The 16,969-nt window shown below is 66.0% G+C and carries 13 protein-coding genes; 9 read left to right on the top strand and 4 right to left on the bottom strand.

Going from position 1 to position 16,969, the window contains the following annotated elements; genetic code table 11:
* The first annotated feature begins 18 nt into the window (after window positions 1-18).
* Window positions 19-1,626, top strand: coding sequence for a DHA2 family efflux MFS transporter permease subunit (locus ASB57_RS02885; RefSeq protein ID WP_057650396.1), 1,608 nt, complete (start codon window positions 19-21; stop codon window positions 1,624-1,626).
* A 105-nt stretch (window positions 1,627-1,731) separates the two neighbouring features.
* Here ASB57_RS02885 and ASB57_RS02880 read toward each other — a convergent pair whose 3' ends face one another.
* The 3 genes from ASB57_RS02880 to ASB57_RS02870 all read right to left on the bottom strand — a co-directional run bounded on the left by ASB57_RS02880 (window position 1,732) and on the right by ASB57_RS02870 (window position 5,752).
* Complete coding sequence (locus ASB57_RS02880) at window positions 1,732-2,736, bottom strand: hypothetical protein (RefSeq protein ID WP_231755325.1); 1,005 nt, start codon at window positions 2,734-2,736, stop codon at window positions 1,732-1,734.
* A gap of 351 nt (window positions 2,737-3,087) precedes the next feature.
* Complete coding sequence (locus ASB57_RS02875; protein WP_057650394.1) at window positions 3,088-4,155, bottom strand: tartrate dehydrogenase; 1,068 nt, start codon at window positions 4,153-4,155, stop codon at window positions 3,088-3,090.
* Window positions 4,156-4,243: 88 nt separating this feature from the next.
* Complete coding sequence (locus ASB57_RS02870; protein ID WP_082621323.1) at window positions 4,244-5,752, bottom strand: PLP-dependent aminotransferase family protein; 1,509 nt, start codon at window positions 5,750-5,752, stop codon at window positions 4,244-4,246.
* Between the two features lie 310 nt (window positions 5,753-6,062).
* Between ASB57_RS02870 and ASB57_RS02865 the strand changes: the two genes are divergently transcribed.
* The 8 genes from ASB57_RS02865 to ASB57_RS02830 all read left to right on the top strand — a co-directional run bounded on the left by ASB57_RS02865 (window position 6,063) and on the right by ASB57_RS02830 (window position 15,144).
* Complete coding sequence (locus tag ASB57_RS02865) at window positions 6,063-7,634, top strand: ABC transporter substrate-binding protein (protein ID WP_057650392.1); 1,572 nt, start codon at window positions 6,063-6,065, stop codon at window positions 7,632-7,634.
* A gap of 86 nt (window positions 7,635-7,720) precedes the next feature.
* On the top strand, window positions 7,721-8,725 hold the full coding sequence (locus ASB57_RS02860; protein WP_057650390.1) for an ABC transporter permease: 1,005 nt from the start codon (window positions 7,721-7,723) through the stop codon (window positions 8,723-8,725).
* The gene (locus tag ASB57_RS02855; RefSeq protein WP_057650388.1) at window positions 8,722-9,561 is read left to right on the top strand and encodes an ABC transporter permease; all 840 of its coding nucleotides are present in this window, start codon (window positions 8,722-8,724) and stop codon (window positions 9,559-9,561) included. Before ASB57_RS02860 ends, ASB57_RS02855 begins: the two co-directional genes overlap by 4 nt.
* Window positions 9,562-9,571: 10 nt before the next feature.
* The gene (locus ASB57_RS02850) at window positions 9,572-11,236 is read left to right on the top strand and encodes an ABC transporter ATP-binding protein (RefSeq protein WP_057650386.1); all 1,665 of its coding nucleotides are present in this window, start codon (window positions 9,572-9,574) and stop codon (window positions 11,234-11,236) included.
* A gap of 71 nt (window positions 11,237-11,307) precedes the next feature.
* Window positions 11,308-11,631 (top strand): cupin domain-containing protein, encoded by a 324-nt coding sequence (locus ASB57_RS02845; RefSeq protein ID WP_057650384.1) that lies wholly within the window; start codon window positions 11,308-11,310, stop codon window positions 11,629-11,631.
* Window positions 11,632-11,643: 12 nt separating this feature from the next.
* Window positions 11,644-12,726: a histone deacetylase family protein gene (locus tag ASB57_RS02840; protein ID WP_057650382.1), complete on the top strand. Its 1,083-nt coding sequence runs from the start codon at window positions 11,644-11,646 to the stop codon at window positions 12,724-12,726.
* A gap of 6 nt (window positions 12,727-12,732) precedes the next feature.
* Window positions 12,733-13,671 (top strand): DMT family transporter, encoded by a 939-nt coding sequence (locus ASB57_RS02835; RefSeq protein ID WP_057650380.1) that lies wholly within the window; start codon window positions 12,733-12,735, stop codon window positions 13,669-13,671.
* Window positions 13,672-13,779: 108 nt separating this feature from the next.
* Window positions 13,780-15,144 (top strand): aspartate aminotransferase family protein, encoded by a 1,365-nt coding sequence (locus ASB57_RS02830; RefSeq protein ID WP_057650379.1) that lies wholly within the window; start codon window positions 13,780-13,782, stop codon window positions 15,142-15,144.
* A 163-nt stretch (window positions 15,145-15,307) separates the two neighbouring features.
* On the opposite strand, the gene ASB57_RS02825 is transcribed toward ASB57_RS02830, so the two are convergent.
* Complete coding sequence (locus ASB57_RS02825) at window positions 15,308-16,936, bottom strand: helicase HerA-like domain-containing protein (protein WP_057650377.1); 1,629 nt, start codon at window positions 16,934-16,936, stop codon at window positions 15,308-15,310.
* Window positions 16,937-16,969: the final 33 nt, after the last annotated feature.

Here is a 16,969-nt window from a genome sequence, read left to right as displayed (position 1 = left end):
GCACGACGAGCACACGCCATGAGTGAGCAAACCTCCCCCGCCGGTTCGGCGCCGGCCGCCCCGGCGCAGCCCGCCGGCACCTACGCGCCGCTGCAGGGCGCCACGCGCATCATCGGTGCGGTAGCGCTGTCCACCGCGGTGTTCATGAACGTGCTGGACACCTCGATCGCCAACGTGTCGATTCCGACGATCTCGGGCGACCTTGGCGTCAGCACCAGCCAGGGCACCTGGGTGATCACGTCGTTCGCGGTAGCCAATGCCATCACGGTGCCGCTGACCGGCTGGCTGACGCAGCGCTTCGGCCAGGTGCGCCTGTTCGTGGCCTCCACCCTGCTGTTCGTGCTGGCCTCGTGGCTGTGCGGCTTCGCACCCACCCTGGAGGCCCTGATCGGCTTCCGCGTGCTGCAAGGCGCGGTCGCGGGCCCCATGATTCCCCTCTCGCAGGCATTGATGCTGGCCAGCTTCCCCAGGGAGAAAGCGGGCATGGCGTTAGCGGTCTGGGCGATGACCACGCTGGTCGCGCCCGTGGCCGGACCGTTGCTGGGAGGATGGATCTCCGACAACTACACCTGGCCCTGGATCTTCTACATCAACGTGCCCGTGGGCCTGCTGGCCGCCTGGATCAGCTGGCGCATCTACGGCAAGCGCGAATCGGTCACGCAGAAGCGCCCCATCGACAAGATCGGCCTGGCCTTGCTGGTGGTATGGGTCGGCTCGCTGCAGGTGATGCTGGACAAGGGCAAGGAACTGGATTGGTTCCAAAGCTCGACCATCCTCATCCTGGCAGGCGTGGCAGTCGTCGCTTTCGTCTTCTTCGTGATCTGGGAATTGACCGACGCCCATCCGGTGGTCGACCTGCGGCTGTTCAAGATCCGCAACTTCACCGTGGGCGCGATCACCCTGGCGATCGCCTATGGGGTGTTCTTCGGAAATGTTGTGCTGCTGCCGCTGTGGCTGCAAAGCAATATGAACTACACGGCGACGGATGCGGGCATCGTCACCGCGCCCGTCGGCATCCTGGCCATCCTGCTGACACCGGTGATCGGCCGCCTGCTGGCGACGCGCGACCCGCGCCATCTGGTCACGTTCGCGTTCTGCATCTTCGCCCTGGTGTGCTACCTGCGGTCCGGCTTCACGCCGCAGACCGACATGCGCAGCCTGGTGATTCCGACCATCATCCAGGGCGCGGCGATGGCGGCCTTCTTCGTCCCCCTGACGTCGATCACGCTGTCCGGCATCGAGCCCTGGCGCATCCCGGCGGCCTCGGGATTGTCCAACTTCTGCCGGTTGACGATGGGTGGCTTCGGCACCTCCATTGCCACGACAGTCTGGGAAAACCGCGCGACCATGCATCACGCGCATCTGACCGAGACCGCCAGACCGGGCACGCAGGCTTTCGACTCGGCCGTCAATTCCCTGTCGAACGTCGGCATGTCGCCGCAGCAATCGCTGTCGGCGGTGGATGGCATCGTCAACACGCAGGCGTTCACGCTGTCGGCGCTGGATGTGTTCTACGCGTCGGCGGTGATCTTCCTGATGCTGATCGTGCTGGTCTGGTTCGCGCGGCCTGCCCGTGCGGGCAAGGGCGGCGGCGGCGCGGCCGAGGCGGCAGCGGGAGCGCACTGAACGCGCGCCGGCGCATAGATGGAAAAACTTCGGGCCGCAGACGCGGCCCGAATTGCGTGGGTCGTCCGCACAAAAAAATCGGGCCGCGTCAGCGGCCCGATTGCTTTACTGCTGCGCCTGCGCGGGCGGCAGCAACTCTCGCCAGTCCATCTTCGGAATGACCCGCTCCGACAGCGCGCTGTCCAGCGACAGGTTGTGCAGCTCGACACCCCGCTCCTGCAGCAGATGGGCGGCGTGCGCGAAGGACGGTTCGATCATGCGCTCGAAATTGCGCACCAGGCGGCTGGTTTCCGGGCGCGCGCCCTCATCGTAGAAGCGGCGGCCGCTGGAAAAGCCCAGGTCCAGGCCGTGTACGTACATCTTCTTCACGCCCCCCGCCACCATCACCTGCAGGGCGGTATAGGCCACGGTATCCGCGTCGAACACCCCACGGGCCAAATTCGAACTGAAGCCCAAGGCGCGCTCGGCATCGAACACCGCCATTTCCGGGCAGGCCTGCGCCAGGGCCAGCAGGTCCTGCGGCGTGGAAGCCGGCTGATAGGCCCGCTCGGACACCACTTCGATGACGCAGATGCGGCATTTGTAGGTGGTCGGCGCGATGCCCTGCATCAGATAGCGCAGGACGTCCGGCGTGACGAACAGGGTCAGGTCGCGCGCCACCACGTCGCGCATCAGGTCGATGCGGCGCCGGACGAAATTCTGGTCGATGACGCAGTAATACTTGAACGGGATGTCGAACTTGCGCACCAGGGCGATGGACCCGTTCACACCCATGGCCGACTGGATGGGCAGGCGGTCGTACTGGATCTCGGCGATGGAAGGACCGCTGAGGATCAGGTGCAGCAGTTCGGTTTTCTCGGGGAAGGCTTCGCTGAACGGCGTCAGGGGCACCGAGTGCCGGAACGCCTTGAAAGCGGCAATGGCGCCCGTCGCATCGCGCTTGATCGATACGTACGGCCACAGATGGCGATTGTGCTGCATGCGGCGGCTGCGCATCGCCGAATAGAACTTGCGCCAGAAACGATCCAGCCGCTGATTGCCCACCTTGCCGTTGTAAAGCACCACGCCGCCGCCGTCGCCGTAAGTACGCGGCGGTGCGGCACCGGGCATGCCCTCAGCGGTGTCGATAGCCAAACTTGTAGAAGGTAACAATGCCAAACCTGAACTCTGTAATCATTGTGCGGACAAGGAATGCAGCTCCGCCAGTGTTCACGGGGCGCCACGCGCCCATGGGTCCGGCACTGCACAGGAGACTATACCCTTACAACCGCATTCAAAATTGAAAGTTTGATGAATCCTGGAATTCAAAACCGCTTGAACCCTTCGGATACCTTGCGATTTTCTTAAATTTATGGTCGCCCATGCCAATCGGCATTGGACTGTTACATCAAAAATACCGGGGCCGGAAGCCCTGCCCCGGCCCCTATTGAAGCTTGGGCCTCTCCGCCCTCAGCCGCGCCCTCAGCCCCGCGCCAGCTGCTCGGCGACGGCCTTGCCCACGTCGGTGGTCTTGGCCTGCCCTTGCATGTCCGGCGTGCGCGGACCGTGCTCCAGCACCGTCTCCACCGCCTTCACCACCGCCTGGGATGCTTCCGGGTAGCCCAGGAAGTCCAGCATGAGCGCACCGCTCCAGATCTGCCCGATCGGATTGGCGATGCCCTTGCCATAGATATCCGGCGCCGAACCGTGCACCGGTTCGAACAAGGAGGGAAATTTCCGTTCCGGGTTCAGGTTGGCGGACGGCGCGATGCCTATCGTGCCGGTGCAGGCGGGACCCAGGTCAGACAGGATATCGCCGAACAAGTTCGATGCCACGACCACATCGAAGCGATCCGGATGCTGGACGAAGTGCGCGCACAGGATGTCGATGTGGAATTTGTCCCAGCGGACGTCCGGATAATGCTGCGCCATCTCGGCCACGCGGGCATCCCACCACGGCATGGAAATGGAGATGCCATTGGATTTGGTGGCGGCGGTCAGGTGCTTGCCGCGCTTGCGCGCCAGTTCGAAGGCGAACTTGAGCACGCGCTCGGCGCCGATGCGGGTGAAGACGCTTTCCTGGATGACCACTTCGCGCTCGGTGCCGGCGAACAGCGTACCGCCGCTGTTGGAGTACTCGCCCTCGGTGTTCTCGCGCACGATGAAGAAATCGATGTCGCCGGGCTTGCGGTTGGCCAGGGGCGATACCACGCCGGGCATCAGCCGCACGGGGCGCAGGTTGATGTACTGGTCGAAATCACGGCGGAAGCGGAAGAGCGAGCCCCACAGCGCTTCATGGTCCGGCACCTTGTCGGGCCAGCCGATGGCGCCGAAGAAGATGGCCTCGTGGCCGCCGATCTGCTCGCGCCAGTCGTCCGGCATCATCTTGCCGTGCTTGTCGTAGTAGTCGCAGCTCCAGTCAAAATGGTCGTACTGGAAATCGATGCCGAAACGGGCGGCTGCCGCGTCCAGCACCCGCAGGCCTTCGGGCATGACTTCCTTGCCGATGCCGTCGCCGGCGATGACCGCGATCTTGTGTTTCTTTGCCACTGAGCTGTCTCCTTAGTCTCTACGCTGAAAGTCCGTGGGGCCGCCCAGGTGGGGCCGCCAGATTGGGGCCGCCCAGGTAGGGCCAGCGTCACGCACGGCGCGCCTGGGTAGCCCGCCTGTGCTCCAGGGCGGGAGTGATCACCTGCACCAGTCGCTGGAAGGCCGGACCGATGAGATTATCGGGTACGCAGGCGTAACCAAGCAACAGTCCGGACGCAACGGACGATCCCTCGTAATAGCGCGAAAGCGGCCGCACGGTCAGCCCCAGGGTGCGCGCGGCGATGGTGATGCCCAGGTCATCGGTGCCGGCCGGCAGGTGCATCACCAGGTGCAGGCCCGCCTCGTGGGTGGAAATCGGCCAGGCGGCGCCGAATTGGCTGGCGATGGCGTCCCGCAGCAGGCCCTGGCGGCGCGCATAGACCTGGCGCATGCGGCGCAGGTGGGTGGCGTAATGGCCCTTCTCGATGAAATCCGCCAGCACCGCCTGGTCCATCAGCCGGCCCTCGCGGTACAGCTCCGACAGGCCGATGCCGAAGGGCGTGGCCAGGGCCCGCGGCAAGACCATATAACCCAGCCGGATGCCCGGGTAGAGGGTCTTGGAGAAGGTACCCAGGTACAGGACACGGTCGTGCTGGTCCATGCTTTGCAGCGACGCCAGGGGTTTGCCGCCGAAGCGGAACTCGCTGTCGTAGTCATCCTCGACCACCCAGGCGCCGTGCTCGTGGGCGTAATCGAGCAGCATGCGCCGGCGTGACAGGCTCATGATGTGCCCCAGCGGATATTGGTGCGAGGGCGTGACGAAAATGAAGCGCGGCGGCCGCGCCAGGTGGGCCGCGGCCGGCGCCATGCCCTCGTCGTCGACGTCCACCGGCAGGGTCTCGATGCCGCAAGCCTGCAGCATGGAGCGCGCGCCCCAGTAGCCGGGGTTCTCCATCCAGGCCGTGTCGCCGGCATCGCCCAGCAGACGGGCCAGCAGGCTGATCGACTGATGGATGCCGGTGGTGAGCACCACCTGCTCCGGCTCGCAACGGACCGCGCGCGACAGGCGCAGGTGTTCGGTCAGCACCCGGCGCAAGGGCATGTAGCCGGCGCCGTGCGCGTAAGTCAGCAGGTCCGGCGCGGGCTCGCGCCAGCGCCGGCTTAGCAGCTTGTTCCAGATTGCATGGGGAAACAGGGAGACGTCCGGCACGCCGGCCACGAAAGCGCCCAGCTGGCGATCGGATGCCGATGCCAGGCGCACCAGCTGCGCGCCGCGCGTGGACAGCGCGGCCTGGTGCCAGGCGGGATCGTCGGCGTGCGAGACGCGCCGCTCGGTGCCGCGCTCGCGGGGCGCCGTGTCCGACACGAAGGTGCCGCTGCCGGACGCGGACACCACATAGCCCTCCGCCAGCAACTGTTCATACGCATGCATGACGGTATTCCGGGATAACCCCAGGTCATGCGCCAAGGCCCGGGTAGCCGGCATTTTGAGGCCCGCGGCGACCTCGCCGTCGAGGATCAACGTGCGCAGAACGGTGTATATCTGCCGCGATAGCGCTTCCTTCGCGCTTCTATCCAGACGCTGCAGCAAGACCTCGGACAAACTGACGTCGCGCAAGTGGCACCATTCAATCGATGAAATTTGGCTCTACTGAGAGTACCAAATATTCGATACGCTGCGCTCAGCAGTGCCAGGACAGTCCAAATAAAAATGTCATGCCCGGGCTTGGAACAGAGCCCGCCTCAAGGGGAATCGCTTGCAGCCGGACTTCACACATTTACTGCCTTCAATGCATGCGGCGCCCCGCCCCCGCATGAGCCAGCCGCCCTGCATCCCGGGGGCCTGAGCCCGATCCCGCTTTCCCCCCTCTGGCGTCCCCACAAGGTACGCCAGGCGAAGCAATTACTCCCTTCCATGGAGGCTTGTTGTGAAACTCGACCATCGCTTCAAACTCGCTCTGGCCGCGCTGGCCGTGGCGGCCACGCTGCCTTTCGGTGCCCACGCGCAAACCCGCGGCGGCACGCTCAACATGATCGTGCAGCCCGAACCGCCGGTCATCGTGACGGCCATCAACCAGCAGGCGCCGACCCAGTTCGTGGCCGGCAAGATCTTCGAAAGCCTGTTCACCTACTCGGCGGACCTGAAGCCGCAGCCCAGCCTGGCCAAGTCCTACGAGGCGTCCGCCGACGGCCTGACCTACACCTTCCACCTGCAGGAAGGCGTGAAATGGCAGGACGGCCAGCCGTTCACGGCCGATGACGTGGTGTTCTCGCTGGCCGACATGCTGCCGAAGACGCACGCCCGCGCCCGCGTGCTGCTGAACCAGTTCGTCGCGTCCGTCACCAAGACCGACGACCTGACCGTGGTGGTCAAGCTGAAGTCGGCGTTCCCGGCCTTCCTGCTGATGTTCGAACCCGGCTTCGCGCCCATGATGCCCAAACACATCTACGCGGGCACCGACTACATGACCAATCCCGCCAACCAGAAACCGGTCGGCACGGGCCCGTTCATGTTCAAGGAATGGAAGCGCGGCGAATACATCAAGCTGGTGCGCAATCCCAATTACTGGAAGGCCGGCAAGCCCTATCTGGATGAACTGATCTTCAACGTCATTCCGGACTCGGCGTCGCGCGCCGTGGCCTTTGAACGGGGCTCGGTCGACGTGCTGCGCGGCGGCGACATCGACAACGTCGACGTCAAGCGCATGCGCGCCCTGCCCAATGTGCAGTACACGACGGCGGGCTGGGAAATATTCTCGCCGCAGGCCTACCTGCTGATGAATATGCGCAAGCCACCCTTCGACAACGTCAAGGTGCGCCAGGCCGTGATGACCGCGCTCAATCGCAAATTGATCGTGGACAACATCTTCTTCGGCCTGGGCAAGCCGTCGACCGGTCCCTTCGTCGCCACCGAGATGTTCTACGACAAGAACACGCCGGCCTACGACTTCAACATGAAGAAAGCGCGCGACCTGATCAAGGAATCGGGCATCAAGCCGGGCGACTACACGGTGCGCCAGCTGGCCTTCCCCTACGGCGCGACCTGGGACCGCCTGGGCGAATACATCAAGCAGGCGCTTGAGCAACTGGGCTTCAAGGTCGATACCGAATCCACCGACGCCGGCGGCTGGGCCAGCCGCACCGGCAATTGGGACTTCGACGTCACCATGAGCTTCACCTACCAGTACGGTGATCCCGCGCTGGGCGTGCAGCGCCTGTACATCGGGTCCAACATCGTGAAGGGCTCGCCGTTCGCCAACGTGCAGGGCTATAACAACCCGGACCTCGACAAGCTGTGGAACCAGGCCGCTTCCGAAGTGGACTTGGCCAAGCGCCAGGAGCTGTATTCGAAGATCCAGGGCACCCTGGTCACCGACGTGGCCAACGGCTATCTGCTCGATCTTGAGTACCCCACCCTGTATCGCGGCAAGATCCACAACCTGGTGAAGACGGCCATCGGCTTGAACGAAAGCTTCGATGACGTCTATATGGACAAGTAAGGCGCCCACGCCGTGGCGGTGTGGCAGGCAGTCGCCACACCGCCACGGCGGGCAGTAGTTCAAGGTGCTTGCTTGGGGATGCCTGCATGAAATTCCTGTCATTCTTCTTATCCCGCGTCGGCAAGGCCGTGGTGGTCGTGCTGGGCGTGGTGATCATCAATTTTTTCCTGATCCGCCTGGCGCCCGGCGATCCCGCCGCCGTGCTGGCGGGCCAGGCCGGCGCCAGCGACGCCACCTACGTCCAGCAATTGACCGTTGAATTCGGCCTGGACAAGCCGGTGATGACGCAGCTGTGGCTCTACCTGAAAGGCGTGGTCACGCTGGACCTGGGCTTTTCCTATCGCAATCGCGTGCCGGTGATCGACCTGATCCTCGAACGCCTGCCGGCCACGTTCCTGCTCATGAGCTGCGCCTTCATCTTTTCCATCGTGCTGGGCGTGCTGTTCGGCGTGGTGGCGGCGCGGGCCCGCTACGACAATCGCAAGCGCTGGGTCGACAGCGTGGTCACCAGCGGCGCCCTGCTGCTTTATGCGACGCCGCTGTTCTGGCTGTCGTTGATGGGGATACTGCTGTTCTCCGTGTTCCTGGGCTGGCTGCCGGCTTTCGGCATGGAAACGGTGGGCGCCAACCTGACCGGCTGGGCGCGGGCGGGCGACATCGCCGAGCATCTGGTGCTGCCCGTGATCACCCTGGGCTGTTTCTTCATGGCCGTGTACGTGCGGCTGACGCGCGCATCCATGCTGGAGGTCATCGGCATGGAGTTCGTCAAGACCGCCCGTGCCAAGGGCGTGGCGCCGGGCCGTGTCATCCGCGCCCACGTGCTGCGCAATGCCCTGTTGCCCGTGATCACCTTCGCGGGCATCCAGCTGGGCCAGATGGCGGGCGGCGCCGTGCTGACCGAAACCGTGTTCGCCTGGCCCGGCATCGGCCGCCTGATGTTCGACGCCCTGCTGCAACGCGATTACCAGCTGCTGTTGGGAATCTTCCTGGTGACCTCGGTATTGGTGGTCGTCTTCAACGTGATCACCGACATCATCTACCGGCTGGTCGATCCGCGCATCAGTGCCGGTGGCCAAGGAGCAGGCGCATGAAGGCCTTTTTCAAGCGTTATGCGCGCAACTACGGCGCGGTGCTGGGCCTGCTCATCATGCTGGTGGTGATCGTGGCCGCGATCGCGGCGCCCTTCATCTACGAAGACTCGCCCTGGATGATGGTGGCGACGCCGCTGGTCAAACCCTTCACGGACCCGGCCTATCCTTTCGGCACCGACATGCTGGGACGCGACATCACGGCCGGCCTGGTCTGGGGCGCCCGCGTGTCCTTGATGATAGGACTGCTGTCGACCGGCGTGGCCCTGTTGTTCGGCGTGGTGGTGGGCGCCACCGCCGGCTATTGCGGCGGCCGCATCGACGACGTGCTGATGCGTTTCACGGAGTTCTTCCAGACCATTCCGCAGCTGGCGATGGCGGTGGTGATCGTGGCCGTGCTGGGGCCGTCGATCTATTCGATCATGGGCGCGATCGCGGTAGTGTCCTGGCCGCCCGCCGCGCGCCTGGTGCGGTCCGAGTTCATGACCCTGAAACAGCGCGAATTCGTGCAGGCGGCCATCGTCATCGGCCAGAAACCCGCGCGCATCGTCGCCACGCAGATCCTGCCCAATGCCATGTCGCCCATCATCGTGTCGGCGTCCTTCATGGTGGCCACGGCCATCCTGACCGAATCGTCGCTGTCCTTCCTGGGCCTGGGAGACCGCAACCTGATGAGTTGGGGCTTCATGATAGGCGCGGCGCGGACCATGATCCGCGATGCCTGGTGGATGAGCGTGTGGCCGGGGCTGGCCATCCTGCTGACCGTGCTGGCCATCAACCTGATCGGTGAAGGCCTGAACGATGCGCTGAATCCGCAACTGCGCCGGCGTGGCGAATAGGAAGCCGACCATGAATCCAAACCAGCTATCCGACACCGCCGCGCCCCTGCTGTCCGTTCGCGATCTCTGCATCGCGCTGCCGGCCGGCGGCGACCGGCCTTATGCGGTACGCGACGTCGGCTACGACATCCAGGCCGGCGAAATCCTGTGCATCGTCGGCGAATCGGGCTCGGGCAAGTCCATGAGCGCCAATGCCATCATGGGTCTGCTGCCGTCCTATCTACGCCCGGAGCGCGGCCAGATCCTGTTCCGTGGCCAGGACCTGCTGGCCCTGCCCGAGACCGCGCTGCGCGGCATGCGTGGCAAGGACATGGCAATGATTTTCCAGGAGCCGCTGTCGGCCCTGAATCCCTTGATGACGGTGGGCGAGCAGATCGCCGAGGTCATGCGCGTGCACGAGGCCTATCCCGGGCCCGCCCGCGAACAGCGCGTGCTGGAGCTGCTCGAATTCGTCGGTCTGCCCGATCCTGCCACCCTGTTCCACACCTATCCCTTCCGTTTGTCCGGCGGCCAGCGCCAGCGTGTCATGATCGCCATGGCGCTGGCCCTGGAGCCGGCGCTGCTGATCGCCGACGAGCCGACCACGGCCCTGGACGTGACGACGCAGGCGCAGATCCTGGCCCTGATCGCCCGCATCCAGAAAGAGAAAGGCATGGGTGTCATGTTCGTGACCCATGACTTCGGCGTGGTCGCTGAAATCGCGCATCGCGTGGTGGTCATGGAAAAAGGCCTGGTGGTCGAGCAAGGGCCGGCGGAACAGGTGCTGAACCGGCCAGTGCACCCCTATACCCGTCGCCTTATCGCCGCGGTGCCGCACCGGCGCGCGGCGGCGCAAGACGTTGCCGCGGCGCAGGAAGACGTGGTGCTGGAAGTGAAGAACCTGCGCAAGACCTACGTCACCGGCCACGGCTGGTTCGGCAGGAAGCGCGTGGTGCATGCCGTCGACGACGTCAGCTTCCGCGTGCGCCGGGGCGAGACCCTGGGCATCGTCGGCGAATCCGGCTCGGGCAAATCGACCATCGGCAAATGCCTGCTCAAGCTGGTCGGCATCGATGGCGGCCAGATGCTGTTCGACGGCCAGGACATCGCCCCGCTGTCGGAAGCGGCCTTCCGGCCGCTGCGCAAGGACATCCAGATGATTTTCCAGGATCCCTTCGCGTCGCTCAATCCGCGCCAGACCGTCGGCCGCATCATCAGCGACGGCCCCATCGCCGCGGGCAAGTCGCGGGCGGAAGCCCATGCCCGCGCGCGCGAGCTGCTGGAGCTGGTGCGGCTGGATGCGTCGGCGTTCGACCGCTATCCCAACCAATTCTCTGGCGGCCAGCGCCAGCGCATCGGCATCGCGCGCGCCCTGGCCCTGGACCCCAAGGTGCTGGTGGCCGATGAATCGGTGTCGGCGCTGGACGTGTCGGTGCAGGCGCAGGTGCTGGAGCTCCTGCGCGACCTGCAACAGCGGCTGCGCATCGGCCTGGTCTTCATCACCCACGATCTGCGCGTCGCGGCGCAGATCTGCAACGCGGTGCTGGTGATGCATCAGGGCAAGGTCGTGGAGTACGGCAGCCCGGCGCAGATCTTCGATGCGCCCCAGCATGCCTACACCCAGCGCCTGATCGGCGCGGTGCCGGGCCGCGCCTGGGACAGCACCCGCGTGGACACCAGCGGCGCGGCGATATGACGCCAGGCCCCGGCCGCAAGGACGCCCCCCGCGATACCGCAACACCCGATTTGATTACCAGGAGACAGACGATGCAACGCCCCGCCGCGGTACCCACCGTGCAGATCGACAATGAACTGGTCAAGGTTACCGAATGGCGCTTCCCGCCGGGCGGTGAAACCGGCTGGCACCGCCATGGCATGCATTACGTGGTGGTGCCGCAAACCACAGGCGAGTTGCTGCTGGAAACGCCGCGCGGCGAAGTCCGCAGCCCCTTGACCACGGGCCAGTCCTATTACCGGCCCGTCGGCGTGGAGCACAACGTGATCAATCCCGGGACGGAGGAATTCGTGTTCGTGGAAATCGAGCTGAAAAGCGCCGGCGGCGAAGGCTGCGCGCATCCAGCCGCCATCTGAAGAAGGCCCGCCATGAAAGCATTCTTCTCCCGCGACCAGTTCCTGCACGACCCGCAGCAATTCATGCGGCTGGGCCGCATCAGCAAGCCCACCGACCTGCCCGCGCGCGCCGAAGCCCTGCTGGCGCAGCTGCAAGCGCGCGGCATTCCCGTCGAAGCGCCGCCGGACTATGGCCGCGCGCCCTTGGCGGGGGTCCACAGCGACGCGTACCTGGACTATCTGGAAAGCGCCTGGGACCGCTGGCAGGAATTGAAGCAGCCGGGCGGCGTGGAGCCCGGCATCGAAGTCCTGCCCAATCTCTCGCCCTATTACAACGGCCGGGTCGAGGACGACGCGCGCGGCCCCTGCCCGTCGCCGTCCATCGTGGCGCAGACCGGCTATTACCTGAGCGACCTGTCCTGCCCGATCGGCCCGCATACCTGGCGCTCGGCCTTGCGTTCGACGCATAACGCCGTGGCCGCCGCCGACCATGCGCGGGCCACCCAGGGCAGCGCCTATGCGCTGTGCCGCCCCTCCGGCCATCACGCGCACGCCGACCGCGCGGGCGGCTTCTGCTATCTGAACAGCAGCGCGGTGGCGGCGCAGCGCCTGCGCCTGAGCTATGACAAGGTGGCCGTCCTGGACGTCGATGCCCACCACGGTGACGGCACGCAGAACATCTTCTACCGCCGCGCCGACGTCATCACGCTGTCGCTGCACGCCGACCCCACGCATTACTACCCTTTCTACACCGGCTACGCGCACGAGCGCGGCCATGGCAGCGGCCACGGCTACAACCTCAACTATCCGCTGGCGCACGGCGCCGACAGCGCGGCCTTCCTGGCCACCCTGGACGAAGCCCTGACCGCCCTGCGCGAATACCGCCCGCAGGCACTGGTGCTGCCCCTGGGCTTCGATAGCTACAAGGATGATCCCATCAGCGTGCTGAAGGTGGATATCGATGCCTACCGCCAGCTGGGCGAGCGCATCGCCGGCCTGGGGCTGCCGACGGTGGTGGTGCAGGAAGGCGGGTATATGGTCGATGCCATCGGACCGGCCCTGGATGCCTTCCTGCAAGGCCTGGCGCCGGATGGCCAGGCGCCACGGGCCGGGTGAGGTCTTATGCGCAACGAGGCCCGCGCGTTGCCGTCCGCGGCGGCATCCGCCCAGCGCACGGGATGCCTGCTGTTCCTGGGCGCGCTGATCGCCTTCGCCACCTTCGACGCGGGATCGAAGTACATGATCACGCGCTATCCCCCCACGTTTCTCAACCTGATGCGCTACACGGCGGTGGCCATCGTGGGCCTGTTCTGGCTGCTGCGTATCTGGCGCGGCCGGGCCCGGGCACGCGGTGCGGCGGCAGACCCGCCCCCGCCGCGGCCGCGCCCCACGGGCCTGCTGGTCGCGCGGGGCCTGCTGCTGTGTACGGTCGGCACCTGTTACATGACCGCCTTGATCTGGATGCCGCTGTCCGAGGCCACCGCGATCTATTTCACCGCGCCGCTGATCATGGTGGCGCTGTCGCCCTGGCTGGTGGGCGAGCGCGTCCGCCTGCTGCAATGGCTGGCGGTGGCGGTGGGCTTCGGCGGCATGCTGCTGATCGTGCGGCCAGGAGGCGCCCTGCCCTGGATCGGCACCGTGCTGATGGTGGCTGCCGCCATCTGCTATGCCCTGTTCCAGCTGGTCACGCGCCGGCTGGCCGGGCAGACGCCGGGCCATATGCAATTCGGCTATGCCACCGCCATCTGCTGGATCGGCGCGGCGCTGCCGGCGCCGTTTTTCCCCCTGGCGGCCACGCCAGGTGCCGGTGAACTGGCCGCCCTGCTGGCATTGGGCGCGTGCAGCGGCATCGCGCAAGTGCTGTTGATCGCCGCCTTCCAGCGTGTGGCGGCGTCCACCCTGGCGCCGCTGAACTATCTGCAACTGCCCATGGCGGTGGCCTACAGCACGTTTTTGTTCGACCGTCCTCCCGATGCGGTCGCGGCCGCCGGCATCGTGCTGATTTGCGGCGCCGGCCTGTTCCTGGCTCTCAACCGCCGGCCGCCGGCCCCGGCGCGCTGACGGCGGCCGCGCTCCCAGATATGATCCGTCTATTGGCCGCGCATTTGCTCGACGCACTGTCCACGTATTTTCACGTATTGCCGCGACCGCCAACCGCAGGAAACCACCATGTCATCCAACGACACCCACAGCACCGACGTCCGCAGTCATCTGCACCCCTATACCAACGTCATCAAGCACCGTAGCATCGGCCCCCGCGTCATCGACCGCGGCGAGGGCATCTATGTGTACGACGATCAAGGCAAGCAGTACATCGAAGGCATGGCCGGCTTGTGGAGCGTGGCCGTGGGCTTCGGCGAGCAGCGCCTGGTCGACGCCGCCACCCGGCAGATGGGCAAGCTGCCCTACTACCATACGTTCACGCACAAATCGCACGCCCCCGCCATCGAACTGGCGCAAAGGCTGGTCGATTACACGGAAGGACGCATGGCCACGGCCTTCTTCACCAATTCCGGTTCGGAAGCCAACGACACCGTCATCAAGTTCGTCTGGTACTACAACAACGCGCTTGGCCGCCCGCTGAAGAAGAAGTTCATCGCCCGCCAGCGTTCGTACCACGGCGTCACGGTGGCATCGGCCAGCCTGACCGGCCTGGTCGGCAACCATCGCGATTTCGACCTGCCGCTGCCGCAGATCAAGCACACCGCTTGTCCGCACCACTACCGCAACGCCAACCCCGGCGAATCGGAAGAGGACTTCGCCACCCGCCTGGCGAATGAGCTGGAAGCGCTGATCCTGCAGGAAGGCCCCGAAACGGTGGCCGCCTTCATCGGCGAGCCGCTGATGGGCGCGGGCGGCGTGATCGCGCCGCCGCGCACCTATTGGCAGAAGATCCAGGCCGTGTGCCGCAAGTACGACATCCTGGTCGTCGCCGACGAGGTGATCACGGGTTTCGGCCGCCTGGGCCAGCGCTTCGGCAGCGATGTATACGGCATCGAGCCGGACATCATGGTGTTCTCCAAGCAGATCACGTCGTCCTATCAGCCGCTGGCCGCGGTGTTGCTGTCGCCCAAGGTCAATGAGGTCATTGCCGAGAACAGCGGCAAGGTGGGCACCCTGGGGCACGGTTATACGGCCAGCGGCCACCCCGTGGCCACGGCAGTGGCGCTGGAAAACCTGAAGATCATCGACGAGCGCGGCTTGATCGAGAACGCCGCCGAATGCGGCGCGCTGCTGCATGAACAGCTGCGCGCCATGGCGGATCATCCGCTGATCGGCGAAGTACGGGGCGTGGGGCTGATCGCCGGGGTCGAGCTGGTGGCGGACAAGGCCACCAGGCGGCCTTTCGATCCGCTGGGCAAGGCGGGCGCCCATGCGTATGAAAAAGCCCACGAGCATGGGCTGATCATCCGCGGCATCCAGGACACCGTGGCGTTCTGCCCGCCGCTGATCATCACGCCCGACGAAGTGCGTGAGATGGTGACCCGCTTCAAGCGGACCTTGGACGACGTCACCCGCTTCGTCGCGAGCTGAGCGGCCGGCGCCTGACGGCGCGGCCTGGAAGAAGGGCCGGCCCCATTGAGTTGGGGCCGGCCCTTTTCCTGTGTGGCAGGAATCCTTGCCCCGGAACGCGCGGACCACGAAAATGCCGGCCCCGTTTCAACCGGGCCGGTCTTCATCTATGTGCGGCGGCGCGTCAGCGCCGGCGTGAGCCCGTCAGCGAGCCCAGGACACCTCGCACGAGTTCGCGGGCGGCCTGGCGCAGGGCGGTCTTCGCCATGCTCTGCACCACGCCGTCCCGTTTGCCGCCGCGCGGGCCGGTGGATCCGAACAGCACGTCGCTGACTTCCTTCATGAAGCCGCCGCCTTCGTCCGCCTGCCCAGGCGCCGCGCCAGCGGGCGCGGTACCGACCGGCCCCGCGGGCGCCTGCCCGGCGGATGGCGCCGGAGCCTGGCCAGCCGGCGCGGCTGAAGGGGGCGCCTGTCCAGCCGACGTCGGAGCCTGGCCCGCGGGCGCCCCCGCATTCCCCATGGCCCGTTGCGTCAAGACCTCATAAGCCGAAACCCGGTCGATCGCCTGATCATATTTGCCCGCCAGCGGCGACCCCGCCCGCAAGGCCTGCCGTTCTTCAGCCGAGCAGGGCCCGATCCGGCTTCCCGGCGGCAGGATCCACGCCCGTTGGGTCATGCCCGGCCGCCCCTTCTCATCCAGCAGGGACACCAGGGCCTCGCCCACCCCCAGGTCGGTGATGGCTGCCTCCAGGTCCAGCCCGGGATTCGGCCGCATGGTCTGCGCGGCCGTGCGCACCGCCTTCTGGTCGCGCGGCGTGAAAGCCCGCAAGGCGTGCTGCACGCGATTACCCAACTGCCCCAGCACGGTATCCGGAATATCCAGGGGATTCTGCGTCACGAAGTACACGCCGACACCCTTCGAACGCACCAGGCGCACCACCTGCTCGATCTTGTCCAGCAAGGCCTTGGGCGCATCGGTGAACAGCAGATGCGCCTCGTCGAAGAAGAACACCAGCTTGGGTTTGTCCGGATCGCCGATTTCCGGCAGCTTCTCGTACAGGTCCGCCAGCAGCCACAGCAGGAAGACGGCGTACAGGCGCGGGGCCTGCATCAGCTTGTCCGCGGCCAGGATGCTGACCACGCCGCGCCCCTGGGCATCGGTGCGCATCAAATCCATCACGTCCAGCATGGGCTCGCCGAAGAACTTCGCCGCGCCCTGCGATTCCAGGGCCAGCAGGCTGCGCTGGATCGCCCCCACGGATGCCGCCGACACATTGCCGTAGCGGGTCTTCAGTTCGGCGCTGCGGTCGGCCACGTTCTGCAGCATGGCGCGCAGGTCCTTCAGGTCCAGCAGCAACTGGCCTTCGTCGTCCGCCACCCGGAACACCAAGGCCAGCACTCCTTCCTGGGTGTCGTTCAGCTCCAGCATGCGGGCCAGCAACAGTGGCCCCATATCGGAGATGGTGGCCCGCACCGGCTGGCCCTGCTCCCCGAACACATCCCACAGCATCACCGGGCTGCTGCCCCAGGCGGGCTCGGCCACGCCCAGCGATTTCAGCCTTTCCATCAACTTGGGCGCGGGCGTGCCGGCCTGGGCGATGCCGGTCAGGTCGCCCTTGATGTCGGCCATGAACACCGGCGTGCCGATGCGGGAGAACTGCTCGGCCAGGACCTGCAAGGTGACGGTCTTGCCGGTGCCGGTGGCCCCGGTAATGCAGCCGTGGCGGTTGGCCAGGGCCGGCAGCAGCGCCAGCTCGGCGGCGCCGTTCCGCGCGATGACCAGCGGGGGGACGGCAGCAAGAGGATCGGACATGGCAAACACTCCCATTTATGGCGGCCCGGCGCG

The organism is Bordetella sp. N (assembly GCF_001433395.1).
Taxonomy (GTDB): domain Bacteria; phylum Pseudomonadota; class Gammaproteobacteria; order Burkholderiales; family Burkholderiaceae_B; genus Bordetella_C.
Note: the sequence above shows the minus strand (reverse complement) of the source record. Positions and strands in the feature narration are given on the sequence as shown.

Excerpts from the sequence above, each read along its gene's own strand:
- ASB57_RS02885 (WP_057650396.1), top strand. The coding sequence starts at position 19 with ATGAGTGAGCAAACCTCCCCCGCCGGTTCGGCGCCGGCCGCCCCGGCG.
- ASB57_RS02880 (WP_231755325.1), bottom strand. The coding sequence starts at position 2,736 with ATGCCCGGTGCCGCACCGCCGCGTACTTACGGCGACGGCGGCGGCGTG.
- ASB57_RS02860 (WP_057650390.1), top strand. The coding sequence starts at position 7,721 with ATGAAATTCCTGTCATTCTTCTTATCCCGCGTCGGCAAGGCCGTGGTG.
- ASB57_RS02855 (WP_057650388.1), top strand. The coding sequence starts at position 8,722 with ATGAAGGCCTTTTTCAAGCGTTATGCGCGCAACTACGGCGCGGTGCTG.
- ASB57_RS02850 (WP_057650386.1), top strand. The coding sequence starts at position 9,572 with ATGAATCCAAACCAGCTATCCGACACCGCCGCGCCCCTGCTGTCCGTT.
- ASB57_RS02845 (WP_057650384.1), top strand. The coding sequence starts at position 11,308 with ATGCAACGCCCCGCCGCGGTACCCACCGTGCAGATCGACAATGAACTG.
- ASB57_RS02840 (WP_057650382.1), top strand. The coding sequence starts at position 11,644 with ATGAAAGCATTCTTCTCCCGCGACCAGTTCCTGCACGACCCGCAGCAA.
- ASB57_RS02835 (WP_057650380.1), top strand. The coding sequence starts at position 12,733 with ATGCGCAACGAGGCCCGCGCGTTGCCGTCCGCGGCGGCATCCGCCCAG.
- ASB57_RS02830 (WP_057650379.1), top strand. The coding sequence starts at position 13,780 with ATGTCATCCAACGACACCCACAGCACCGACGTCCGCAGTCATCTGCAC.
- ASB57_RS02825 (WP_057650377.1), bottom strand. The coding sequence starts at position 16,936 with ATGTCCGATCCTCTTGCTGCCGTCCCCCCGCTGGTCATCGCGCGGAAC.